This window comes from Shinella sp. R2-11, assembly GCF_055330205.1.
This window is the reverse complement of sequence record NZ_JBVAPC010000002.1, coordinates 499,447-521,661: the sequence shown is the minus strand read 5'-3', so window position 1 is coordinate 521,661 and position 22,215 is coordinate 499,447. Positions and strand designations below refer to the sequence as shown.

19 protein-coding genes are annotated in these 22,215 nt (G+C 65.8%); 10 read left to right on the top strand and 9 right to left on the bottom strand.

The window, feature by feature from the left end:
* Window positions 1-203 precede the first annotated feature (203 nt).
* On the top strand, window positions 204-2,312 hold the full coding sequence (locus tag ACZ1A1_RS07185) for an OmpA family protein (RefSeq protein ID WP_463619339.1): 2,109 nt from the start codon (window positions 204-206) through the stop codon (window positions 2,310-2,312).
* A 61-nt stretch (window positions 2,313-2,373) separates the two neighbouring features.
* On the opposite strand, the gene mobB is transcribed toward ACZ1A1_RS07185, so the two are convergent.
* From mobB to ACZ1A1_RS07170, 3 genes are read right to left on the bottom strand one after another with little or no spacing between them, the layout of a single operon-like run.
* Window positions 2,374-2,883, bottom strand: a complete 510-nt coding sequence (gene mobB, locus ACZ1A1_RS07180) for a molybdopterin-guanine dinucleotide biosynthesis protein B (protein WP_463619338.1) — start codon at window positions 2,881-2,883, stop codon at window positions 2,374-2,376.
* Window positions 2,880-3,515, bottom strand: a complete 636-nt coding sequence (gene mobA / locus ACZ1A1_RS07175; RefSeq protein ID WP_463619337.1) for a molybdenum cofactor guanylyltransferase MobA — start codon at window positions 3,513-3,515, stop codon at window positions 2,880-2,882. The genes mobB and mobA overlap by 4 nt, the downstream gene beginning before the upstream one ends.
* A gap of 57 nt (window positions 3,516-3,572) precedes the next feature.
* On the bottom strand, window positions 3,573-4,475 hold the full coding sequence (locus tag ACZ1A1_RS07170; protein ID WP_463619336.1) for a DMT family transporter: 903 nt from the start codon (window positions 4,473-4,475) through the stop codon (window positions 3,573-3,575).
* 358 nt (window positions 4,476-4,833) lie between these two features.
* On the opposite strand from ACZ1A1_RS07170, the gene ACZ1A1_RS07165 reads away from it, so the two are divergent.
* Window positions 4,834-7,377, top strand: coding sequence for a methyl-accepting chemotaxis protein (locus ACZ1A1_RS07165; RefSeq protein ID WP_463619335.1), 2,544 nt, complete (start codon window positions 4,834-4,836; stop codon window positions 7,375-7,377).
* Between the two features lie 60 nt (window positions 7,378-7,437).
* Here ACZ1A1_RS07165 and ACZ1A1_RS07160 read toward each other — a convergent pair whose 3' ends face one another.
* Complete coding sequence (locus ACZ1A1_RS07160) at window positions 7,438-8,076, bottom strand: DUF1176 domain-containing protein (protein ID WP_463619334.1); 639 nt, start codon at window positions 8,074-8,076, stop codon at window positions 7,438-7,440.
* Window positions 8,077-8,095: 19 nt separating this feature from the next.
* The gene (moaA, locus tag ACZ1A1_RS07155; RefSeq protein ID WP_463619333.1) at window positions 8,096-9,082 is read right to left on the bottom strand and encodes a GTP 3',8-cyclase MoaA; all 987 of its coding nucleotides are present in this window, start codon (window positions 9,080-9,082) and stop codon (window positions 8,096-8,098) included.
* A gap of 200 nt (window positions 9,083-9,282) precedes the next feature.
* Here moaA and ACZ1A1_RS07150 point away from each other — a divergent pair, with 200 nt between their 5' ends.
* The 4 genes from ACZ1A1_RS07150 (at window position 9,283) to ACZ1A1_RS07135 (ending at window position 13,402) form a co-directional block, all read left to right on the top strand.
* Window positions 9,283-9,657, top strand: a complete 375-nt coding sequence (locus ACZ1A1_RS07150; protein ID WP_463619332.1) for a gamma-butyrobetaine hydroxylase family protein — start codon at window positions 9,283-9,285, stop codon at window positions 9,655-9,657.
* A 47-nt stretch (window positions 9,658-9,704) separates the two neighbouring features.
* Window positions 9,705-11,537 (top strand): monovalent cation:proton antiporter-2 (CPA2) family protein, encoded by a 1,833-nt coding sequence (locus ACZ1A1_RS07145; RefSeq protein WP_463619331.1) that lies wholly within the window; start codon window positions 9,705-9,707, stop codon window positions 11,535-11,537.
* A 71-nt stretch (window positions 11,538-11,608) separates the two neighbouring features.
* On the top strand, window positions 11,609-12,175 hold the full coding sequence (locus ACZ1A1_RS07140) for a TMEM175 family protein (RefSeq protein ID WP_463619330.1): 567 nt from the start codon (window positions 11,609-11,611) through the stop codon (window positions 12,173-12,175).
* Window positions 12,176-12,190: 15 nt separating this feature from the next.
* Complete coding sequence (locus tag ACZ1A1_RS07135) at window positions 12,191-13,402, top strand: low temperature requirement protein A (protein ID WP_463619329.1); 1,212 nt, start codon at window positions 12,191-12,193, stop codon at window positions 13,400-13,402.
* A gap of 19 nt (window positions 13,403-13,421) precedes the next feature.
* Here ACZ1A1_RS07135 and ACZ1A1_RS07130 read toward each other — a convergent pair whose 3' ends face one another.
* On the bottom strand, window positions 13,422-13,898 hold the full coding sequence (locus tag ACZ1A1_RS07130; RefSeq protein WP_463619328.1) for a MarR family winged helix-turn-helix transcriptional regulator: 477 nt from the start codon (window positions 13,896-13,898) through the stop codon (window positions 13,422-13,424).
* 47 nt (window positions 13,899-13,945) lie between these two features.
* Between ACZ1A1_RS07130 and ACZ1A1_RS07125 the strand changes: the two genes are divergently transcribed.
* From ACZ1A1_RS07125 to ACZ1A1_RS07115, 3 genes are all read left to right on the top strand, one after another.
* Window positions 13,946-14,854 (top strand): alpha/beta hydrolase, encoded by a 909-nt coding sequence (locus tag ACZ1A1_RS07125; RefSeq protein WP_463619327.1) that lies wholly within the window; start codon window positions 13,946-13,948, stop codon window positions 14,852-14,854.
* 75 nt (window positions 14,855-14,929) lie between these two features.
* Window positions 14,930-15,316, top strand: a complete 387-nt coding sequence (locus tag ACZ1A1_RS07120; protein WP_463619326.1) for a hypothetical protein — start codon at window positions 14,930-14,932, stop codon at window positions 15,314-15,316.
* A gap of 37 nt (window positions 15,317-15,353) precedes the next feature.
* Window positions 15,354-16,100: a M15 family metallopeptidase gene (locus ACZ1A1_RS07115; protein ID WP_463619325.1), complete on the top strand. Its 747-nt coding sequence runs from the start codon at window positions 15,354-15,356 to the stop codon at window positions 16,098-16,100.
* 15 nt (window positions 16,101-16,115) lie between these two features.
* Here ACZ1A1_RS07115 and ACZ1A1_RS07110 read toward each other — a convergent pair whose 3' ends face one another.
* The 3 genes from ACZ1A1_RS07110 to fumC form a co-directional block, all read right to left on the bottom strand.
* On the bottom strand, window positions 16,116-16,763 hold the full coding sequence (locus ACZ1A1_RS07110) for a L,D-transpeptidase (protein WP_463619324.1): 648 nt from the start codon (window positions 16,761-16,763) through the stop codon (window positions 16,116-16,118).
* Window positions 16,764-17,150: 387 nt separating this feature from the next.
* Window positions 17,151-18,221 carry a GGDEF domain-containing protein gene (locus tag ACZ1A1_RS07105; protein ID WP_313192964.1) on the bottom strand — a complete coding sequence of 357 codons (1,071 nt, stop codon included), beginning with the start codon at window positions 18,219-18,221 and terminating at the stop codon, window positions 17,151-17,153.
* Between the two features lie 167 nt (window positions 18,222-18,388).
* Window positions 18,389-19,813: a class II fumarate hydratase gene (fumC, locus tag ACZ1A1_RS07100; protein WP_463619323.1), complete on the bottom strand. Its 1,425-nt coding sequence runs from the start codon at window positions 19,811-19,813 to the stop codon at window positions 18,389-18,391.
* 503 nt (window positions 19,814-20,316) lie between these two features.
* On the opposite strand from fumC, the gene ACZ1A1_RS07095 reads away from it, so the two are divergent.
* Complete coding sequence (locus tag ACZ1A1_RS07095) at window positions 20,317-22,197, top strand: L,D-transpeptidase family protein (protein ID WP_463619322.1); 1,881 nt, start codon at window positions 20,317-20,319, stop codon at window positions 22,195-22,197.
* The last annotated feature ends 18 nt before the right edge of the window (window positions 22,198-22,215 follow it).

The following is a 22,215-nucleotide window of genomic DNA, read 5'->3' as shown; positions in this document are numbered from 1 at the left end:
GCCCCGTTTCCCCGACAATTTCTGCGCCCGCCTCTGGTTCGGCGGGAGGCGCGACCTATCTCGCCGGTCAACAGAAGGTTGTTCAGCGGGCGTTCAGGCGCCTGTGGCTACGCCTTCCGGGGAAAACGGCGATTTGCCGACCGGCCGCAGAAGCCGGCCGGCAGCTCTCGAAACAACAGACGGGACACCGTGAGGACAGAACGATGACTTTTCGCTCAAGACTTTTTGCAACCGTGGCGCTTCCGCTGCTTTCGGCATCGCTGATCGCCACGCCCTCGCTGGCCGATGCCCTGTCGAAGCCCTTCGAGGTCGCCCAGGAAAGCTCCGATGAAGGCCAGCCGAGCGAGGAAGAACTGCTCCTGCTGAAGAAGCAGCAGGAGGAACAGCGCCAGGCCGAAGAGCAGCAGAAGGCTGCCGAGGATCAGCAGCGCGCGGCCGAACAGGAGGCCCAGCGCCAGGCCGAGGAGCAGAAGGCCGCCGAGGAAAGCGCCCAGCCGGCCGCCGAAGAGGAGCAGCCGCGCGCCGAGCGCAAGGGCAAGAAGCAGCACCAGCAGGAACAGCAGAGCGAAGAGCAGCAGCCTTCCGAAGAGCAGAACGCTGTCGGTGACGACACCCAGCGGCAGGCCGAGGAAAGCGCCCAGCCTGCCGAAGAGGAGCAGCAGCGCCCGAAGACGGAGCGCAAGGGCAAGAAGCGCCAGCAGCAGGAGCCGCAGCAGACGGAAGAGCAGCAGCCCGCCGAGGAACAGAATGCCGACACCCAGCGCCAGGCCGAGGAGCAGAAGGCCGGCGAAGAAAGTGTCCAGCCTGCCGAGGGAGAGCAGCGCTCGCAGAAGGAGCGCAAGGGCAAGAAGCGGCAGCAGCAGGAGCAGCAGCAGACCGAAGGGCAGCAGCCGACCGAGGAACAGCCGGCGATGACCGGCGAAGGCACGCCCGCCGAAACGGAAGGGCAGCCTTCGACCGCCGAACAGCCGGCGGATGCCGAACAGCAGCCGGCCACCGCCGAGGATGGCGAGGCGACCGGCAGGAAGAAGGCCCCGGCCGTCGTCGAGACCCTTTCCGAAGAGCAGAAGCAGGAAATCGCCGCTGACCCGAGCAAGACCGACGAAACCGTCGTCCTGCCGGTGGAAAACGGTGCCGCCGTGCTCGACAGCGACAAGGACGCCGACAATGCCGGCGGCCAGAAGAGCCGCGACCAGCGCCGCAAGAAGCGCGAGGAACTGCGCGCCGAGGAGGAGGCCGCTCCCATGCCGGAATCCGACATGTCGGCCCAGGCTCCCATCTCGGACGAGGTTCGCGAGGCCCTGCCGCAGCGGATCGATGCCGCGATCAAGGAGAAGGGCGAGCGGCTCGATGCCGCGCCGGTCTTCGAAGTCCCGCAGACGACCAATGTCATCAACAACACCGTGATCAACAACACTGTCGTGAACAACAACACGGTGAACAACAATGTCACGCATGTGAACGTGGTCGAGAAGGTCGACAACCGCATGGTCCTGTCGATCGGCAACCAGCTCGTCGTGCGTGGCGACGACCGGGAGCGCCTGCGGCACGATTCGGAAGAGGTCTATTACGACAACCTCGCCCGCGGCCGCGTCCGTGAAACCATCGTGCGTCCGGGCGGTGTGCGGCTGGTGACGATCTACAACCGTTACGGCGACATCATCCAGCGTTCGCGCATCGGCCGCGACGGTGACGAACACATCCTCGTCTATGCGCCCGACCTCGGCGATGACGCGCCGCGGCCCGATTTCGTCGATGTCGGCTACGAGCTGCCGCCGATGCGCCTGCGCATTCCGGTACGCGACTACATCATCGACACGTCGAGCAATCCGGACCGCGACTATTACGACTTCCTCGCCGAGCCGCCGGTCGAGCGCGTCGAGCGCGTCTACACGATCGACGAGGTGAAGAATTCGGCTCGCCTGCGCGACAAGGTGCGCCGTATCGACCTCGATACGATCACCTTCGCCACCGGCAGCGCCGAAGTGCCGATGTCGCAGGCCCGCACCCTGCGCAAGGTCGCCGACGCCATGCAGAAGGTGCTGGACAAGGATCCGGGCGAGACCTTCCTCATCGAAGGCCATACGGATGCGGTGGGGTCGGACAAGTCGAACCTCATCCTCTCCGACGAACGCGCCGAATCCGTCGCGAGCCTGCTCACCGACGTCTACGGCATCCCGCCGGAAAACCTGCAGACGCAGGGCTATGGCGAGCGCTTCCTGAAGGTTCGCACCCAGTCCGCCGAGCAGCAGAACCGCCGCGTCACCATCCGCCGCGTCACCACGCTGGTCCGCCCGGTCGCACAGAACTGATCGCAGGCATGAACAGGAAAGGCCGCGGGAGAAATCCCGCGGCCTTTTTCATGTCCGGCGGTCAGGCAAGGCCGGTCAGGCGGACGACGAAATCGGCGATGGCCTTCGTGTCGTCGAGGTCGAAGACGGGCAGCGCCGTGTCCGTGACCGGATGGTCGGCGGCGATGGCGGCGATATGGGGATCTTCCGGGGCGAGCGGCGTGCGGTTGGCCGCGTCCAGCCGGCGCGCCTCGATTTTCGGGATCGGCTCGCGCTTGTAGCCCTCGATCAGCACGAGGTCGCAGGGGGCGAGGCGGGCGAGGATCTCCTCGAAGGAGGGTTCCGGTGCGCCGCGCAGCTCGTGCATGATGGCATAGCGCGTGCCGGAGACGATAGTGACCTCATGGGCACCGGCCTGCCGGTGGCGGTAGCTGTCGGCGCCGACCTTGTCGATGTCGAAGTCGTGGTGAGCATGCTTGACGGTCGAGACGCGGTAGCCGCGGGCGACGAGTTCGCTCACGAGGCGGACGGCAAGGCCGGTCTTGCCGGAATTCTTCCAGCCGGCAATGCCGAAGATCTTCGGTCGCGTCATCGTTCCAGTATCCAGAGCCAGTTTTCCGCCGCGTCGAGATCGTCCGGCGTGTTGATGTTGAAGAAGGGGTCGAAGGCGCCGCGCGGGGTCTCGACCGCGGGGAAGGCGACCTCCCGCGCCTGGTGGCGCTCCAGGTAGCTGCGCACCCTGAGCGCGCCCCCGCCGGCCAGCCAGGCGGCAAGGTCGTCCATGAGCGCGACGGGCCAGAGGGCGAAGACCGGATGGGGGCCGCTCACCGAGCGGGCGGCGGCGATGCGCTCCGGCCTGTCGACGGCTTCAGTGAGGCGCGCGACGAGATCGGCGGGGAAGAAGGGGCTGTCCGTCGGCACGGTCGCGACGTGGCTCGCTTCGGGGTGGAAGCGCCTTGCATGGTCGAGGGCGGCGAGCACGCCGCCGAGCGGGCCGGAGCGGGAGGCATCGAGATCGGCGAAGACCGGCAGCTCCTCGCCCTCCTCGAAAAGCACGGGACCGTTGGCATTGACGGCGAGGGCGGAGACCTGCGGGCGCAGCCGCCGGGCGGCGCGGTCGATCAGCGAGAGGCCGCCGAGCCGGATGCGCGCCTTGTCCTGCCCCATGCGGGACGACAGGCCGCCGGCCAGGATCACGCCCGGTATCGCCTCGGTCAGTGCCATTTCCTTCCCGCCTTTCCTCCATCCGATCTAGGCGCTGTAACCTTCTCCCGCAAGTGCCTACGATGCCACGGGGATTTGCGTTTCGGCCGCCTCGGCCCGCCGCCGGTTCTCGCGGTAGAAGGTGTAGAGGCCGGAGGCGACGATGATCGCGATGCCGATCGTCATCCAGGCGTCGGGCAATTCGGCGAAGAACAGGAAGCCGATGGCGATGGCCCAGACGAGGCTCGTATAGCGGAAGGGCGCGATGAAGGAGATCTCGCCGACGCGCATGGCGCTGACGATCGTCTGGTAGCCGACGAGAAGCAGCACGCTCGCCGCCCCCAGCCGCGCGAGGATATCGGGCGGCATCGGCTGCCAGCCGCCCATCGGCACGATGAGCGCCCCGCCAAACAACGTTATGGCGACGGCCGTCACGGCGCTGATGAAGATGGAGGGCACGTCGCTGCGGATCTTGCGGGTGGAGAGGTCGCGCGCCGCGGCGCCGATCACCGAGCCGACGACATAGACGGCGGCCATGGAAAAGCCCTCCGGGCCCGGCCGGATGACGATGAGCACGCCGGCAAAGCCCGCGGCGATGGCGAGCCAGCGCCGCCAGCCGACCTTCTCGCCGAGGAACAGCGCCGCGCCCAGCGTGACGGCGAGCGGTAGGGACTGGAGGATCGCCGACGTATTGGCGAGCGGCATGGCGCCGAGGGCCGAGATATAGGTGAGCGAGGCGAATATCTCCGCCGCAAGGCGTAGCGCCACGGCCGGCTGCAGCGCGACCCGCCAGGAGCCGAGAGCCCCCATGCTGCGCGCGATGAGAAGGACCAGCGCGCTCGTCATCAGCCCGCGCACGAAGAGGATCTGGCCGGTATTCATGTCATGGGTGACGGATTTGACGAGGGCGTCGTTGCAGGTGAAGGCCGCCATGGCGATGACCATGTAGAGCGCGCCCCTTGCGTTTCCTGACGTGTTCATGCGGGTGATTCCGAGCCTCTATCGCCCTGTCATAGGCCGAATGGCGCGCCTGATCGACCGGAACAATCAGGGGTAATGCCGAAAGAGGGGCGAAAGCCCGGTTGCCGTGCCGCTCCAGCCTGAATTGCTGCCCTCCCGCCGAAGGGTTTCATTAAGTTTCCCCACCTATCGTTGCGTCATCCCGATGAGCGATCGCATGATGCGACGGGTGAGGGCGCGCCGCCTGGTGGAAGATCGGCCGAAGCCCCGACAGCGAGGAGAACGGCCGGGCTCGAAGGACGAGCCGCGCGGCCGCTTCGGCTTTGAGAAGCACCCTGGGAAATCTTGGCTCTCATAAGAAGAACATGTTGGGGAATCCATGTCATTCATCGACCGCCTGCTGCAGCAGCGTCGCATCGTCACGAAGGTGCTGCTGTTCGTCATTCCTCTCGTCGCCCTGATCGCGGGCATCGGCCTTGTCGGCTATTTCACCGCGAGCACGCTCAACGGGCACATGACCGTGACGCGCGAGACGATCAACAGCCTGTCGCATTTCCAGAACCTGCGCACCGGGCTTCAGGACTTCGTCGACCGGCCGGGCCAGGAAACGCGCGATGCGCTGGGCGCGCGGATCGACGAGCAGGAGGCCGGCATCCACGATCTCGATGCCCTCCTGCCCGATGCGGCGGAAAAGGCGAAGATCGCCTCCGTCGTCGCGCTTGCCGCGACCATGCGCAGCCAGAGCGAGACGCTCTGGGCCATCGACCAGGAACGCAACGCCGTGACGGCGGACCTCGAAGGCGCGCTTGCCGCCATGACGCGCGACGGCGAATTCGCCGAAAAGCAGATCGGCGTCATCCGCGGCGAATCGGGCGAGAAGGAAGCCTTCGCCAAGGCGCTGCTCTTCGACGCCGCCGCCTACCAGGGCCTTGCCGAGCGCATCGGCAAGTTCCGCAAGCCCGTCGCGCTGGCGATGAAGGCCGAGGACAAGGTGAAGGCGGCCGAGACCTACCTGCCGCCGCTTCTCAAGCAGCTCGGCGAATCCAAGGCGATCGCCTCGGCCAAGGCGCTGGAGCAGATCAGGCCGCTCGAGGCCGAGATCGCCGCCATCAAGGAAATCCTCGCCGCCGGCGACGATGCCGAGGCCAAGAAGACGAAATTCGTGCCGGTGCTGACGCGGCTTTCGAAATTCGACGCGGATTTCGTGAAGGAGGCCGGCAAGAATTCCGACACCGCTGCCAAGCGTTTCGTCGGCATGGATGCCGAGATCGCCCTGCTGAAGACGCTGATCGCGCTGATGGGCGATACGTTCAAGGGCATCGACGAGACCCGCCTGCATATCAGCGAGCTGCACCGCAAGCTCGACCAGGCGAGCCGCGATGCCGTGCTGGTGGACGTGAAGACGGTTTCCGAAAGCGCCGGCAAGCTCGCCGATCTCGGCGCCAAGAATGCGGCGCTGCGCGGCCTTGCCGAGAAGCTCGCTCCCTCGCTCGCCCGGATCAAGAAGGGCACGCAGGACCTCATCTCCGTTGGCGAGAAGTGGCAGGCGGCGCGTGTTGCCGCCTATGCCTCGGTCGCCGATGCCAGCCAGACGCTCGAGCAGTTCGTCTCCAGCGCGCAGGAAGCCGGCAAGAAGGACAGCCAGCGCTCGGCCAATGTCTCCATCATCGCCATGGTCGCCGGCACGCTGCTGGCCATCATCGGCGGCCTGATGCTGGTGGAAACCCTGCGCGGTCCGCTGAAGCGCGTCACCGAGGCCATGTCGCGGCTTGCCAGCGGCGACCTCGACATCAGCATCGACGGGCGCAACCGCGGCGACGAGATCGGCGATATGGTGCGCTCGGTCGCCGTCTTCCGCGATGCCGCGCTGGAGAACATCCGGCTGGAGCAGGAGGCCGAAGCCCAGCGCCAGCTCACCGCGGAGGAGGAGGCCCGCCGCGCCAGCGAGCGCGCCCGCATCGAGGCGGAGCAGACCGAGGCGCTGACGGCGCTTTCCGACGTGCTGGGCCAGCTTGCCGCGGGCAATCTGGAGGAAAGCATGACGGAGGCGCTGGCCGCCGAATATGTCGCCATGGCCCGCACCTACAACAATGCGGTCGAGGCGCTGCGCGCCACGCTTTCCGACGTCCGCGCGACGACGATGGAGATCAACGGCGGCGCCGGCAACCTTGCCGCTTCTGCCGACGACCTCGCCCGCCGCACCGAGCAGCAGGCGGCGGCGCTGGAGGAAAGCTCCCGGGCGCTCCGCCAGCTCACCGACATCGTCCGCTCGACGGCCGAAAGCGCGCAGCAGACCGCCGTTTCCGTCGATGAGACGCACAGCTATGCCCGGCGCTCCGGCGAGGTCGTGGCCAAGGCGGTCGACGCCATGGGCGAGATCAACCGCTCCTCGGAGAAGATCGGCACGATCATCGGCGTCATCGACGAGATCGCCTTCCAGACGAACCTGCTCGCCCTCAATGCGGGCGTCGAGGCTGCGCGGGCGGGCGAGGCGGGGCGCGGCTTCGCCGTCGTCGCGCAGGAGGTGCGCGAGCTTGCCCAGCGTTGTGCGGGCGCTGCCCGCGAGATTAAGGGCCTCATCTCCGACAGCTCGGCGCAGGTGCGCAACGGTGTCGCGCTCGTCACCGAGACAGGCGAGGCGCTGACCGTCATCAACGAGCACATCTCCTCGATCCATACGCTCGTCGGCAAGATCGAGGCGGCGGCGGCCGCGCAGTACGAAGGCATCAACGAGGTGAACCAGGCGGTGCACCAGGTCGAGCTCATCACGCAGCAGAACGCCGCGATGGTGGAGGAGAACACCGCCGAAATCCACGGCCTGCGCCGGCGCGTGCAGAACCTCAACGAGAAGATCGACCACTTCAAGACCCGCGACCTCGACCTTCGGCAGGACGACGGCTACGGCCGGTATCACGCGGCCTGAGGGCAAAATCTTTCGGTTGGAGGCGGCCGGGCGGAAGCCCGGCCGTTTTCACATCAGGCCCTACCTGCCCGCCTCGTAGACGACGTAGCTTTCCGGAACGTCCGGCAGAGGGTCGCCATAGGTGGGGTCGAACTCGAAGCGGGTCAGCACGAAATCGCCGCTGCGGAATGCCCATTCACCACTGTCCCAGGCATCGCCGATGCCGCGCCATGCGGTGTGGCTGTTGATGGTCCGGCTCTTCTCGTCGAAACCGGCGTTCACCAGGAGCGGCGTTGCGCGGAAACCGCGCACGGTCGGATCGGCTTTCAGCCTGTTCCGGTTGTCGTCCGTATAGCTGTAGTCGACGTCGGGCATCGCGAAGGCGATGAGCTTCGGCGTGTCGTCGTTGCTCGTCTTCAGCACGACGGCATTGCGGATATTGTAGGCGCCGGCGCCGCAGAAGAGCAGGTAGAGCTCGGCCTGAACATCCTCGCCGTCGGGGTCGTAGGCGGGCTTGTAGGAGAAGCGGTAGACGGAATGGGCGAAGCCTTCCGCCTCGGGCCCGGCCATCGGAACCTCCTCCATGCCGTTCATGTCGCAGTTCTCGCCGAGAGCCGCTTTGGCGATGACCTCGGCGGCGGCGATGCCGGCCGGGCGGTCGGCGGTGACGCCGGGCGCGGGAAGGGCGGTGCAGAGGAGGGCTGCAAGAAGGCGTTTCACCTGGCCTCCGTTCCGGCGATCAGCCGCCGGTGACGCTCATGTGGCGGGCGACGGCCGGGCGGTTGCGGCGGTCGATGATGAAATCGTGGCCCTTCGGCTTGCGGCCGATCGCCTCGTCGATCGCCTGCGAGAGCAGCGCGTCGTCCTCGGAGGCGCGCAGCGGCAGGCGAAGATCGGCCGCATCGTTCTGGCCGAGGCACATATAGAGCGTGCCGGTGCAGGTGAGGCGGACGCGGTTGCAGCTTTCGCAGAAATTGTGCGTCATCGGCGTGATGAAGCCGAGGCGGCCGCCGGTTTCCCCGACCGTCACGTAACGCGCGGGGCCGCCGGTGCGGTAGGCATTTTCGGTGAGGGTGAATTCCTCGGAAAGCCGTGCGCGCATTTGCGAGAGCGGCAGGTAGCGGTCCGTGCGGTCTTCCTCGATCTCGCCCATCGGCATGGTCTCGATGAGGGTGAGGTCCATGCCGCGGCCGTGCGCCCAGCGCATCAGCTCGGGGATTTCGCGGTCGTTGAAGTCCTTCAGCGCCACGGCGTTGATCTTGATCTTCAGGCCCGCCGCCTGCGCCGCGTCGATGCCTTCCATGACCTTGGAAAGCTCGCCCCAGCGGGTGATGGTCCTGAACTTTTCCGCATCGAGCGTATCGAGCGAGACGTTGATGCGCCGCACGCCGCAATCGGCAAGCTCGGCGGCATGCCTTGCAAGCTGCGAGCCGTTCGTCGTCAGCGTCAGTTCGTCGAGGCGGCCGGCATGGATATGGGCGCCGAGCCCGCGCACCAGATGCATGATGTTCTTGCGCACCAGCGGCTCGCCGCCGGTCAGGCGCAGCTTGCGCACGCCCTTGGCGATGAAGGCGGAACAGAGCCGGTCCAGCTCTTCCAGCGTAAGGAGATCCTTCTTCGGCAGGAAGGTCATGTTCTCCGCCATGCAGTAGGTGCAGCGGAAATCGCAGCGGTCGGTGACCGAGACGCGCAGATAGGTGATCGCCCGCCCGAAGGGGTCGATCATCGGCGCTTCGGATCGCGCGACCGCGTTCGCGCCGTTCCAGGGTCCTGCATGCGAATTCAAACCACGTCTCCTTTGCCGACATGTCGTGCGCGGGGCGCGCGCCGTCAAGCCGATGCGGCGATTATGACAGCATTTTCAGCCTTGCGCATCCCCGGCTTGCGGCATAGTCCTTCGCGAAATCGAATGGAAAGGGATCAGGCATGAGCGACCTCTGGCCGACCGAGCTGCGCGTCTCCAAGGACCGCCAGCGCCTCGTCGTCACCTTCAACGACGGCGCGAGCTTCGATCTCTCCGCCGAGCTCCTGCGCGTGCTCTCGCCGTCGGCGGAAGTGCAGGGCCACGGGCCGGGGCAGAAGGTCACGGTGCCCGGCAAGCGCAATGTCGCGATCATCTCCATGACGCCGACCGGCAATTATGCCATCCGCATCGGCTTCGACGACTTTCATGATACCGGCATCTATACGTGGTCCTATCTCCGGGAACTCGGGGAAAAGGGCGCCGGGCTCTTTGCCGATTACGAGCGCGAGCTTGCGGAGAAGGGCATGAGCCGCGATATTTCCGAGAAGCCGCGATAAACCTGGACCGCCTGCCGAAGGTGGGGTCCACCCCCATCCCCCGGGAGATGCCCTTGGCAGCAGAAGCGAACGCAAACGATCTCACCCAGGTTGTCGTGCTCCTGGCGGCGGGCGTTGCGGCCGTGCCGGTCTTCAAGAAGATCGGCCTCGGCTCGGTGCTCGGCTATCTGGCAGCGGGTCTCGCCATCGGCCCGTTCGGCCTCGGCTTCTTCTCCGATCCGCAGGCGATCATCCATGTCGCCGAGCTCGGCGTGGTGATGTTCCTCTTCATCATCGGCCTTGAAATGCAGCCCTCGCGGCTCTGGGGCATGCGCAAGGACATCTTCGGCCTCGGCACGTTCCAGGTGCTCGGCGCCATGGCGGCGCTCACCGGGATCGGGCTTGCCTTCGGCTTTCCGCTCATTCCCTCCTTCGTCGCCGGCACCGGCTTCGTGCTCACCTCCACCGCCATCGTCATGCAGATGCTGCAGGAGAAGGGTACGCTCTCCACGCTCAAGGGGCAGCGCATCATCGCGATCCTGCTCTTCGAGGACCTTGCCATCGTGCCGCTGCTCGCCATCGTCGCGCTGCTCGGCACGGGGGCGGCGGCGACGGATGCGTCCGACCGCTGGCTGTCGATCGCGATTGCCATCGGCGCCATCGTCGCGCTGGTGCTGGCCGGGCGGTACCTGTTGAACCCGCTCTTCCGGATGCTGGCGGCATCCGGCGCGCGGGAGGTGATGACGGCGGCGGCGCTGCTCGTGGTGCTCGGCTCGGCGCTCGCCATGCAGCTCTCGGGGCTGTCCATGGCGATGGGCGCCTTCCTTGCCGGCGTGCTGCTCTCCGAATCGTCCTTCCGCCACCAGCTCGAGGCGGATATCGAACCGTTCCGCGGCATCCTGCTCGGCCTGTTCTTCCTCGGCGTCGGCATGGCGATAGACCTCTCGGTCATCGCCGCCAACTGGAAGCTCGTCCTGGCGAGCGTCGCCGGCTACATGGTGGCGAAGACGCTGCTGATCTACGTCGTGGCGCGCCTCGTCGGCACCTGCCATGGCGAAAGCCTTGAGCGGGCGGTGCTGATGGCGCAGGGCGGCGAGTTCGCCTTCGTGCTCTATGCCGCCGCCGTCGCCGCCGGCATCCTCAACGGCGAGCAGAACGCCATCCTCACGGCGACCATCATCATCTCCATGGTGCTGACGCCGCTCTTCGTCATGCTGCACGACCGGCTGGTGCCGAAGAGCCAGCCCTCCATCGAGGGCCTGACGCTGCCGGAAAATGTCGAGGGCACGGTGCTGATGATCGGCTTCGGCCGGTTCGGCCAGATCGTCAGCCAGCCGCTGCTTGCCCGCGGCTATACGCTGTCGCTGATCGACAAGGATGCGGAATTCGTGCGCGACGCTTCGGATTTCGGCTTCAAGGTCTATTACGGCGACGGTTCGCGCATCGACATCCTGCATGCGGCGGGCGCGGCAACGGCGAAAGCCATCCTCATCTGCGTCGACGACAAGGAGGCGGCGGTGAAGATCGCCGAGGTGGTGAAGGAGGAGTTCCCGCTCGTGCCGCTGCTTGCCCGCGCCTATGACCGCGGCCATGCCATCGACCTCGTCCATGCCGGGGTCGACTTCCAGATCCGCGAGACCTTCGAATCCGCCATGATCTTCAGCCGCGAGACGCTGAAGGCGCTCGGCGAGGACGAGGAACTGGCGGGCGAGGTGGTCGAGGAATTCCGCGACACGGACCGCGAGCGCCTCGCCATCGAGACGGTCGGCGGCATCTATGCGGGCCGCCAGCTCATCCGCGGCAATGCCCAGCCCGCCGATATCGTTGCGGCCCGCACCGGCAGGGTGCGGGCGGCGGCGGAAGAGGAGCGCCAGCGCCACGCCGAGGAAGAGGCGAATTGACGTTACGCAACCTTGTGTGGCGACTCAGCCCAACGTGCGGCATCTCTAATGAGAATGGACATGGGGTGCGCATGAACAAGGGACGTCTGGAAGCCTTCAGCGATGGCGTGATCGCCATCATCATCACGATCATGGTGCTGCAGCTCACCGTGCCGAAGGAGCCGAGCTTCGCGGCGTTGCTGCCGCTGGTGCCGGTCTTCCTCGGCTATCTCCTGAGCTTCGTCTATGTGGCGATCTACTGGAACAACCATCATCATCTGCTGACGGTGTGCGGCAATGCCAGCGGCAGCGTGCTCTGGGCCAACATGCACCTGCTCTTCTGGATGTCGCTCATTCCCTTCGTCACCGCCTGGATGGGCAACAACCCGTCCGCGGCGCTTCCGACCGCGCTCTACGGCGTGATCCTCCTGCTGTCGGCCATCGCCTATGCCATCCTGCAGGCGCGCATCGTCGCGGTCCATCCCGACCGCGAGCAGGTGAGGCATGTCCTGGGGAAGGACTTCAAGGGGCGCTTCTCGCCGCTCTTCTATCTCGCCGCGATCCTGCTCGCCTTCGTCTCGCCGACGATCTCCCACCTCATCTACGCCGCCGTCGCGCTGCTCTGGGTGGTGCCGGACCGTCGTCTCGAAAAGCTCTAACCGAGGAAACCCGTCATGACGGCGCCGAACGACGAACGCTTCGCCCATTCACCGAGCCTGCGGGCGCGCGGCACCGCGCAGGAAGGCAAGGTCGCCTTCGCCGAGCTCTTCTTCGATCTCGTCTTCGTGCTGACGATCATCCAGCTTTCCCATACGCTCGCCGCGCATTATTCGGCGCTCGGCCTTGTCGAGGCGGGCATGCTGATGCTGGCGGTCTGGTGGGTGTGGATCTACACGACCTGGGCGACCAACTGGCTCGACCCGGACAAGACGCCGGTGCGCATCCTGCTCTTCGTGCTGATGTTCCTCGGCCTGATGCTCTCCATCGCCATTCCGACCGCCTTCGGCGACGGCGGGCTGCTGTTCGCGCTGACCTATGCCGCCATGCAGGTCGGCCGCTCGGCCTTCACCGCCTTCGCGATGCGGCGGGACTGGCCGGAAAACAGCCGCAACTTCACCCGCATCACCGCCTGGACGGTGTTTTCCGCCGTGTTCTGGCTGGCCGGCGCCTTCGTCGAGCACGAGGCGCGGCTGGCGCTGTGGCTGGTCGCGCTCGGCGTCGAATATGTCTCGCCGGCGCTCGGCTTCGCGGTGCCCGGCCTCGGTCGCTCGTCGGTGAGCGACTGGCAGGTGTCGGGCGAGCACATGGCCGAGCGTTGCGCGCTCTTCGTCATCATCTGCCTCGGGGAGACCATCCTCGTGACCGGCCGCACGGTCGCCGGCATGGAACTGCTCGACGGCTTCACCATCTTCATGCTGGCCGCGGCCTTCGTCTCGACGGCGACCATGTGGTGGATCTACTTCCGCTTCGGCCATGGCGAGGCGGCGCATCTCATCGAGCATTCGGCAACGCCCGGCCGCATCGCGCGCATGGCCTTCACCTACGCCCATATTCCGATCGTCGCCGGCATCGTCCTTTCGGCGGTGGCGGAGGAGTTCGCGCTCGCCCATCCGCACGGCCATCTCGATTTCAGGACGGCGAGCGCCATCATCGGCGGGCCGGTCGTCTTCCTGCTCGGCAATATCTGGTTCAAGGCGGCGATCCGCGGGCGCTCGCCGCTGTCGCATCTCGTCGGCATCGGCGCGCTGCTGGCGCTGTCGCTGGTCGTGCCGGTCGTCGAACCCTACCAGCTCTTCATGGCGGCCGGCGCGGTGCTGTTCGGCGTCGCCGTCTGGGAGTTCCTGTCGCTGCGGTCGACCCGGGCGGACGACGTCGCCGCCGTCTAGGACCGATCGTCATTCAGCCCTAGTTCTCTGCGTCCTCGTCCGTCTCCATCGTCTGGAGAAGGCGGATGATGTCCTCCATCGCCTCTGCGACCTGGAGGCAGCGGTCGGCGGGCGTCTGCGACATGATCTTCTCGATCATTCCCGTCTGGATGGCCATGGCTTCCATGGTGAGTTCTCGGCCGTCTTCCGTCAGCGAAAGGCGCAGGATGCGCTTGTCCTTCGTATCCGGGCGGCGGACGATCAGGCCGCGCTTTTCGAGCTGCGGCAGCAGCATGCTCATGTTCGAGCGGCCGACCAGAAGCTTGCGGGCCAGCTCCTGCTGGGAAATGCCGTCGAAGCGGTAGAGATTGATCAGGATGTCGAGATGCGGCGTCTTGATGCCGAGGTCCGCGATCGCCCTTGTCATCGCCTGCTGCATGAGCTGGCAGGCGCGCGCCACGCCGATCCAGCTGCGAAAGCGCGGATGATCCCAGGGGAAGGCTTGATTTTCGTTCATGGTTGTACTTTATTGTTCAGCATTGAACATTTTTATGGATTCCCACTATGGCATCCTTTGGCTTGAAGGTCATCCGGCTGGCGCTTTCGGGCGTGGCCGCGGTGTCTCCCGATGCGGCCGGCCGCGCCGCCTTCCGTCTCTTCGCGACGACGCCCCGCCGGCGCCCCGGCACGGCGAAGGAGAAGGAGCTGTTCGCCCGCTCGCGCGGCTGGATGCGGCAGGCGCAGCGCGTCACGCTTTCCTTCGAGGGCGGCAGTGCCGTCGCGCACCGCTTTGCCGCGCGCCCCTGCGAGGCGTTTGCGGGGCGCGTCCTCGTAGTGCATGGATGGGGCTCGCGCACGGCCTATCTTGCGGCCCTCACAGAGGGGCTGGTCGCCGCGGGCCATGAGGTCGTCGCGCTCGACCTGCCGGGCCACGGCGTCTCGCGGGGGCGCACGCTGACGCTGCCGATGGCCGTCCGGGCGATCGACGCGGCCTGGCAGCGCTTCGGCGGCTTCGACTATTTCTGCGGCCATTCCTTCGGCGGCGCATCGCTTGCCTGCGCGGCAAGCGGCCTCGTGCCCTCGGTGCCGGCCCACCGGCCGCGCCGGCTCGTCACCATCGGCTCGCCGAGCGAGATGATGTGGCTTTTCAAGGATCTCGGCCGGCTGCTGAAGCTCGGGCCCCGGGCGCAGGCGGCGCTGGAGAGCCATGTGGAACGAATCGCCGGCGCGCCGCTTTCGGCCTTCGATGCGGCGAACGGGGCAGGGCGGCTCGCAACGCCCATGCTGGTCCTCCATGCCGAGGACGACAAGGAGGTGCCGGCGCTGCACGCCCGCCGCTATGCCGCCGCCGGGCCGAACGTGACGCTCGAATGGGCGAACGGCTTCGGCCATCGCCGCATCGTCTCGGCGGAGCCCGTGATCGACCGCATCGTCGATTTCCTTGCGGAGGACCGGCGGCGCCTTGCCGCCTGAAGAAGGCTGCGAATATCCGGACCTGCCCGCCCGTCTTGTCATTGCTAAGGGCTTCGGCCGGATTTGGAGTGAGAAATGCGGACAGGAATTTTCGCGGCGGCTTGTGCTGCAACATTGGTGGTTTCGACGGGTGCGGCCCATGCCGACGAATTGCTGGAAAGCTATGACGCCTATATCGGGCAGGACGATCTCTACAATTCCAGCAACGAGCGCCTGACCCAGCCCTGGCAGGTCATCCGCCAGGATCGCGCCAATGTGCACCGCTTCGGCATCCGCCAGCCCGGCGACGATATCGACAGCTTCTTCGCATCCGCCCGCAACCGCGATCTTGCCGAGCGCATGATCCGCGGCGGCCGGATCGAGGGCAGCGCCGCGCGTCGCATCCTCGATGGCGACGTGCGCATCTCCGTCGAAATCTGGCGCGGCGCGGGAGGCGACTATATCAACATCTCCGTCGACTAAGCGCTGGTTCGCCGCCGCGCTCGCGCTGGCGGCGGCCGTGCCGGCCGCGCGCGCGGCCGAGCCAGAGCTTGCCACGCGGCTCGGGCTGCTCGTCGAGGCCTATCCCGAGAGCCTTTCCGGCGTCGAGGGCAACATGCTTCTCCTGCGCGACGGCGGCGAGCCGCTTCCGATCGACGACGGCAAGGCGAAGGATCACCAGGCGGCGCTGGCCGGCGGGGACATCGAGGACAGCCTGCGGCAGATCTACCCGCTCGGCGCCTGCGAGGCGAAGCCGGTGGTCGATTTCGACCCGGGCCGCATCCGCAGCGATGCTCTGATGATGCGGCTCTATGGCCGGACCGCGAAGGCGGTGGAAGGCGACCTCGTTCCCGTCGCCTGGTTCGGCACGACATTGCGCGTCACGAAGCGGCAGGGCGCCGCGGCGGCGCTGGAAAAGGTGCGGGACGAGCTTGCGGAAAGGCCGGCGCTGAAGCGCTACCTGGCGCCGCCCGCCGGCACCTTCAACTGGCGCAAGGTTTCCGGCGCGCCGAACATGTCGGTGCACAGCTTCGGCGCGGCCATCGACCTCAACACGAAATTCGCCGATTACTGGGTCTGGTCCGGCGGCAAGCCCGGCAAGGTACCGCGCCATGCCAACCGGTATCCGCTGGAGATCGTCGAGATTTTCGAGCGGCACGGCTTCGTCTGGGGCGGGCGCTGGTACCACTACGACACCATGCATTTCGAATACCGCCCGGAACTCATCGCAATAGCAAAAGCGGCAGGCGCATCGGCCTGCCGCTGATCGTTCCGGTCTTCCTCAATTGCGCACGATGACCGTCGTGCCGGGCGTCACCTGCGCATAGAGGTGCTCGACATCCTCGTTCGCCATGCGGATGCACCCGGACGACTGCGCCTTGCCGAGCGAGGACGGCTGGTTGGTGCCGTGGATGCGGTAGATGGTGGAGCCGAGATAGATGGCGCGCGAGCCGAGCGGGTTGTCGAGGCCGCCCTTCATGGTGACCGGCAGGACCTTGCCCTTCTTCGCCTCGCGGGCGCGCATATCCTCCGGCGGCGTCCAGGTCGGCCATTCGGTCTTGCGTGTCACCTTTTCCGTGCCGGTCCAGATGAAGCCCTCGCGGCCGACGCTGACGGCATATTTCATGGCAAGGCCGGAACCGAGCACGTGGTAGAGGCGGCGCTCGGAATTGTCGACGATGATCGTGCCGGGCGCGACGTCCTCGTTGAAGGCGACGAGTTCGCGAGCGATGGGCGCGCGGGAGACGGCGGCGATCTTCGCATTGGACTTCACCGGCTTGCCGCCGGAGAGCACCTGCAGCCAGCCGGTCTTCTGCGAGGCGGAGGAGAGCGACGCGACCTCGATCGGATCGACCGTCTTGTCGGTGGCGGCGGCGATGCCCGTGGTGGAAAGAAGGCCGGCGATGAGCGCGATGGCGAGCTTTTTCATGTCCTGTCCCCTGTCTTGAGGCCGGGGCGTTTTTCCCGGCGTGTTCCGATGGGGACGTTGTAGGACGGCGGCGTGCGCCGCGATGTTCCGGCGGGAACAGGCGCCCGCCGGCTTGCTTATGCCCCTGGAGCATTTCCAGCAAAAGTGCGAAGCGCTTTTGCATTCGGAAATGCTCTAGAAGGGCTGGATCCAGACGAGGCTGCTGACCATCAGGACTGCGATGATCGTCATTTCGAGAAATCCGTTCTGCATGGCACGATCCTCCGTTTGCCGTAGAAACGCTCAGGTACCGCCACGGTTCCGCCGGATTTGGTCGGGGAAAAAATTTCGTTGCCGAAATGCAAACGGCGCCGCGAAGGGCGCCGTTTCGGGACAGGAGCGGATGTCCTACTTGCGGTAGATCAGCCAGCTCTTGGTGAAGTCCTTCTTCATGCCGTCCTCGAAGGCCATGGTGCGGTTGCGCCCGCCGTTCTTGGCGCAGTAAAGCGCGATATCGGCCTTGGAGTAGAGTTCGCCGGGGCCTTCCGCCCAGGAGGCCATGCAGAAGCCGAGCGAGATGGTGATCGGGCCGTAGTTCACGCCGGTCTTGGAGTTCTTGAACGGCGTGTGCTCCAGCGCGGTGCGGATGCGCTCGGCGATCGCCATGGCCTCTTCCTCGGTATTGCCCTCGACGATCATCGCGAATTCCTCGCCGCCGGTGCGCGCGACGAGGATGTCCTTGCGCACGTTCGCGCGGATCAGGCTGGCGACGGAGGCGAGGATCTTGTCGCCGACCGGGTGGCCGTAGGTGTCGTTGATCTTCTTGAAATGGTCGATGTCGGCAAGGACCAGCGCGGTGACGTTGCGCGACATGGAGGAATTGTAGATCGCCGAGAGCTTGTCGTCGAAGGCGCGGCGGTTGGAGAGCTGCGTCAGCGAATCGGTGTTAGCGATGCGCTTGTATTCGTCCAGCTCCTTGCGGACGTTTTCCATCTCGATGGACTTCTGCGTGACGTTCTCGACCATCTCCTTGCCCTGGGTGATGGTGTCGCCGGTCGCTTCCGTCAGGACGCCGATGGCGCTGCGGATGATCTCGGCGCTGGCGACGCTCTTGCCGCTGATGCGCACGACGGTTTCGCCGAGCAGCTTGTTGTAGCTTTCGAGCGAGGTCTGTTCCTGCTTGAGAAGGCGCAGGAGGCCTTCCAGCTCGCCGACGATCTTCGTATGCGCGCCGTCGATGACGGTCTCGCCGTGGTGATGGCCGAAATAGCGGGCGCCGATCTCGTCCAGTTCCTCCTGCGAGGCCTTGCTGCCGAGGGCGGCCAGTTCCCGCGTCAGCTTGGGGTTCGAGCCGATATAGGCTTCGTAGAACAGCTCGTAATTCCGCGGAATGGGAGAAACGCCCATTATGCGCATGGCATAGGTCACCTGCGCCGCGATATCGGGCACCTGGACCTTCTGCGCGACTGCCGTGTTCATTGCGGCTGCTCCTGATTTCCTTCGTTGGCTCCCATCCCGTAAAATACTGCGCAAAAGCTTTGGGAAAGATTAACGATTGTGTATTCCGTAACGGAATGTAGAAAGAAAAAAGGCCGTAAATCCAATGATCTGCGGCCTTTTTGCATGTTATATTAAAAAAAACTTTTTCAACCCGGCATGATCATCTTTTCCGGGCGCACAACCTCGTCGAACTCCTCGTTCGTGACGTAGCCGCCGCCGACGGCCTCCTCGCGGAGCGTCGTACCGTTCTTGTGCGCGGTCTTGGCGATCTTGGCGGCATTGTCGTAGCCGATCTTCGGGGCGAGCGCCGTGACGAGCATCAGCGAGCGGTCGAGCGCGGCCTTGATGTTGTCCTCGCGCGCCTCGATGCCGACGACGCAATTGTCGGTGAAGGAGATCGCGGCATCCGACAGGAGCTGGACGGATTGCAGGAAGTTGTAGGCCATCAGCGGGTTGAAGACGTTGAGCTCGAAATGGCCCTGGCTGCCGGCGAAGGTGAGGGACGCGTGGTTGCCGAAGACCTGGGCGCAGACCTGGGTGAGGGCTTCGCACTGGGTCGGGTTGACCTTGCCGGGCATGATGGACGAGCCGGGCTCGTTTTCCGGCAGGGAGAGTTCGCCGAGGCCGGAGCGCGGGCCGGAGCCGAGGAAGCGGATGTCGTTGGCGATCTTGAAGAGGGCGGCGGCGGCCGCGTTGATCGCGCCGTGCGAGAAGACCATGGAATCGTGCGCGGCGAGCGCCTCGAACTTGTTCGGTGCCGTCTTGAAGGCGATGCCGGTGATCTTCGCGATCTGATCGGCGACCTTTTCCGCAAAGCCGACCGGGGCGTTGAGGCCGGTGCCGACGGCGGTGCCGCCCTGGGCGAGCTCGCAAAGGCCCGGCAGGGTCAGTTCGATGCGCTTGATCGAGGAGGCGACCTGCGCGGCATAGCCGGAGAATTCCTGGCCGAGGGTCAGCGGGGTGGCGTCCTGCGTGTGCGTGCGGCCGATCTTGATGATGTGGTCGAAGGCCTTGACCTTGGCTTCGAGCGCGGCGTGCAGGTGCTTGAGCGCCGGCAGGAGGTCATGGACGATGCGCTCGGCGCAGGCGATGTGCATGGCCGTCGGATAGGTATCGTTCGACGACTGGCTCATGTTGACGTGGTCGTTCGGATGCACCGGCTTCTTGGAGCCCATGACGCCGCCGAGCATTTCGATGGCCCGGTTGGAGATCACCTCGTTGGCGTTCATGTTGGACTGGGTGCCCGAGCCCGTCTGCCAGACGACGAGCGGGAAATGGTCGTTGAGCTTGCCGTCGATGACTTCCTGCGCGGCGGCGACGATCGCTTCGCCGAGCTTCGGGTCGAGACGGCCGAGCTCCATGTTGGCGCGGGCGGCGGCCTGCTTGACAATGCCGAGGGCGCGCACGACTGAAAGCGGCTGCTTTTCCCAGCCGATCTTGAAGTTGCCGAGCGAACGCTGGGCCTGCGCGCCCCAATAGCGGCTGTTGTCCACTTCGATGGGGCCGAATGTATCCGTTTCCGTGCGCGTCGATGTCATTGTGCTTCCCGCTTTAAAGCCCATGCGCTCCATCCTGCCGCCGGCGATGCCGCCGCATGGGGCGCGGCAGGCCGGGCGAGCGCGGGCCGTTCGGGGAGGGCCGCGCTGGCGCGAAAAAATCGCGCAAATCTCTGGCCCATCTCAGACCCGGTTGCAAGGGCGGATTGGCGGTGCGGGACGAGACTTTCGGTTAAAATCGATTAGGCGGCGGATATGGTCCCGCAGGGGGGCTCGAAGGCGCCGCGGGCGCTGTGCCTTTTCCATCACAACCGCCGGCACAAATTTTTTATGATTTTCTGCCGAAGGGGTCGGAAAACTGGCTCCGGGCAAAAAAATCCGCGTCAATTCAAATTTTTACCGGGTGTCGCCCGTCCTGTTTTCCAGGTTCCGGCATAACGGTTTCGTGAGGTCCGGAAGGGCCGGCGGGGAAGGGCGTTTCCTTTTCATTCACCATCCTTTCCTATAACTTACCGGCCTGCTGGTTCGGGCGCCGCCAGAGACCGCAAGGTGCGGTTCATTCGGGGAATGGAATACATATGAAGCTGACAAAGACTGCCGTGCTGGCCGCTGCGCTGGCTCTGTCCTGCGCCACCATCACGCTGCACGCCGCGCCCGCAAATGCCATCACGCTGATGGATATCCTTCGCGGCGGCAAGAAGAAGGAGCCGAAGCGAGAGGAGCTTCCGGGCGTGCAGACCGGCGCGGTGATGCCGAACGCCGAAGCAAGGCAGGAGGCAAAGCCCCTGCCGCGCGTCACCGGCCCGCGCTACTACACCTACAAGGCCGACGCCCTGAAGCGCGTCGCCGTCGACAAGCTGGCCGATCCAGTCGTGACCAGCTCGATCTCCGCGGACATCGTGCCGGCCGGAGATTCCGGCATCCGCGCCGCCTTCGCCTCTGTCAACGTGCGCACCACGCCGGATGCCGCCAAGGCGGTCGAGACGTTCTACGCCGACCACAAGAAACTCGTCTGGGTCGAGGGCGCCGGCATCAACGAGAAGGCCAAGGCCGCCATCGCGGTGCTCGCCGATGCCGCCGCCGTCGGCCTCGATCCCTGGGACTATGCGGTGCAGATCCCCTCGGACAGCTTCGACAGCGCCGACATGAACGCGCGCTACGGCGAGCTTGCGACCTTCGAGATCGCCCTTTCGTCGGCCGTCGCGACCTATGTGCAGGACGCCGTGCGCGGCCGCATCGATCCGAACCGCATTTCCGGCTATCACGACTTTAAGCGCAAGGACGTCAATCTCGTCGCGGCGCTGAAGAACGTGGCGCTGAGCGGCAACGTGAAGGGCTATCTCGAAAGCCGCTCGCCGGCCAATGCCGAATTCCAGGCGCTGAAGGCCGAGCTTGCCAGGCTGCGTGCCGAGACCGAGGGCGACGACCGCGTGGTGATCGCCGAAAACACCCTGCTGAAGCCGGGCCAGAGCAGCCCGGAGCTCGCCAATATCGTCAAGGGAATCGTCAAGCACGGCTCGGATGCGCTGAAGACCGACCATTCGGTGACCATCGCAAGCTATGCGGGCACGCCGGACTATACGCAGGAACTCGTCGCGCTCGTCGAGGCCTTCCAGAAGGAGAACGGGCTGAAGCCGGACGGCGTCGTCGGCAAGGCATCGATCCGCAAGCTCGTCGGCGGCGATTCGGTGGTCGACAAGGTCGCCAAGCTCGAAGTGGCGCTGGAACAGGCCCGCTGGCTGCCGACCGATCTCGGCGCGCGCCATGTCTTCATCAACCAGCCGGCCTTCATGGTCTATTACCATGAGGACGGCGCGGAAAAGTTCTCGATGCGCACGGTCGTCGGCTCCAAGTCGAACCAGACCTATTTCTTCGAGGACCGCATCCAGACCGTCGAGGTCAATCCGTACTGGGGCGTGCCGCAGTCGATCATCATCAACGAGATGCTGCCGAAGCTGCGCAACGACCCGTCCTATCTCGACCGGATGGGCTACGAGGTGGCCGTGGGCGGCCGGGCGGTGCCTTCGTCCTCCGTCAACTGGAGCGGCTCGACCGCCGGCGTTTCCGTGCGCCAGCCGCCGAGTGGCGACAATGCGCTGGGCGAACTGAAGATCCTCTTCCCGAACAGCCACGCCATCTACATGCACGACACGCCGTCGAAGAGCTTCTTCAAGAAGGACATGCGGGCGCTCAGCCACGGCTGCGTGCGTCTTGCCGAGCCGCGCAAGATGGCGGCGGCCGTGCTCGGCGTCAGCGAGGCGGATGTCGGCAAGGAGATCGCGGCGGGCCGCAACAAGGCGCTGAGCGTGAAGGCGGATATCCCGATCTACATCGCCTATTTCACTGCCTGGCCGAACAGGAACGGCGCGGTCGAGTATTTCGACGACGTCTACGGTCGCGACGACTACATGCGCAAGGCCTTCGCCGCCACGCGCTCGGCACGGCAGGTCCAGGGCTGATCCTGCGAACCGGCTCAT

Coding starts and splice junctions, on each gene's coding strand:
- ACZ1A1_RS07185 (WP_463619339.1), top strand. CDS start 204: ATGACTTTTCGCTCAAGACTTTTTGCAACCGTGGCGCTTCCGCTGCTT.
- mobB (WP_463619338.1), bottom strand. CDS start 2,883: ATGACGCGACCGAAGATCTTCGGCATTGCCGGCTGGAAGAATTCCGGC.
- mobA (WP_463619337.1), bottom strand. CDS start 3,515: ATGGCACTGACCGAGGCGATACCGGGCGTGATCCTGGCCGGCGGCCTG.
- ACZ1A1_RS07170 (WP_463619336.1), bottom strand. CDS start 4,475: ATGAACACGTCAGGAAACGCAAGGGGCGCGCTCTACATGGTCATCGCC.
- ACZ1A1_RS07165 (WP_463619335.1), top strand. CDS start 4,834: ATGTCATTCATCGACCGCCTGCTGCAGCAGCGTCGCATCGTCACGAAG.
- moaA (WP_463619333.1), bottom strand. CDS start 9,082: ATGATCGACCCCTTCGGGCGGGCGATCACCTATCTGCGCGTCTCGGTC.
- ACZ1A1_RS07150 (WP_463619332.1), top strand. CDS start 9,283: ATGAGCGACCTCTGGCCGACCGAGCTGCGCGTCTCCAAGGACCGCCAG.
- ACZ1A1_RS07145 (WP_463619331.1), top strand. CDS start 9,705: ATGCCCTTGGCAGCAGAAGCGAACGCAAACGATCTCACCCAGGTTGTC.
- ACZ1A1_RS07140 (WP_463619330.1), top strand. CDS start 11,609: ATGAACAAGGGACGTCTGGAAGCCTTCAGCGATGGCGTGATCGCCATC.
- ACZ1A1_RS07135 (WP_463619329.1), top strand. CDS start 12,191: ATGACGGCGCCGAACGACGAACGCTTCGCCCATTCACCGAGCCTGCGG.
- ACZ1A1_RS07130 (WP_463619328.1), bottom strand. CDS start 13,898: ATGAACGAAAATCAAGCCTTCCCCTGGGATCATCCGCGCTTTCGCAGC.
- ACZ1A1_RS07125 (WP_463619327.1), top strand. CDS start 13,946: ATGGCATCCTTTGGCTTGAAGGTCATCCGGCTGGCGCTTTCGGGCGTG.
- ACZ1A1_RS07120 (WP_463619326.1), top strand. CDS start 14,930: ATGCGGACAGGAATTTTCGCGGCGGCTTGTGCTGCAACATTGGTGGTT.
- ACZ1A1_RS07110 (WP_463619324.1), bottom strand. CDS start 16,763: ATGAAAAAGCTCGCCATCGCGCTCATCGCCGGCCTTCTTTCCACCACG.
- ACZ1A1_RS07105 (WP_313192964.1), bottom strand. CDS start 18,221: ATGAACACGGCAGTCGCGCAGAAGGTCCAGGTGCCCGATATCGCGGCG.
- fumC (WP_463619323.1), bottom strand. CDS start 19,813: ATGGAGCGCATGGGCTTTAAAGCGGGAAGCACAATGACATCGACGCGC.
- ACZ1A1_RS07095 (WP_463619322.1), top strand. CDS start 20,317: ATGAAGCTGACAAAGACTGCCGTGCTGGCCGCTGCGCTGGCTCTGTCC.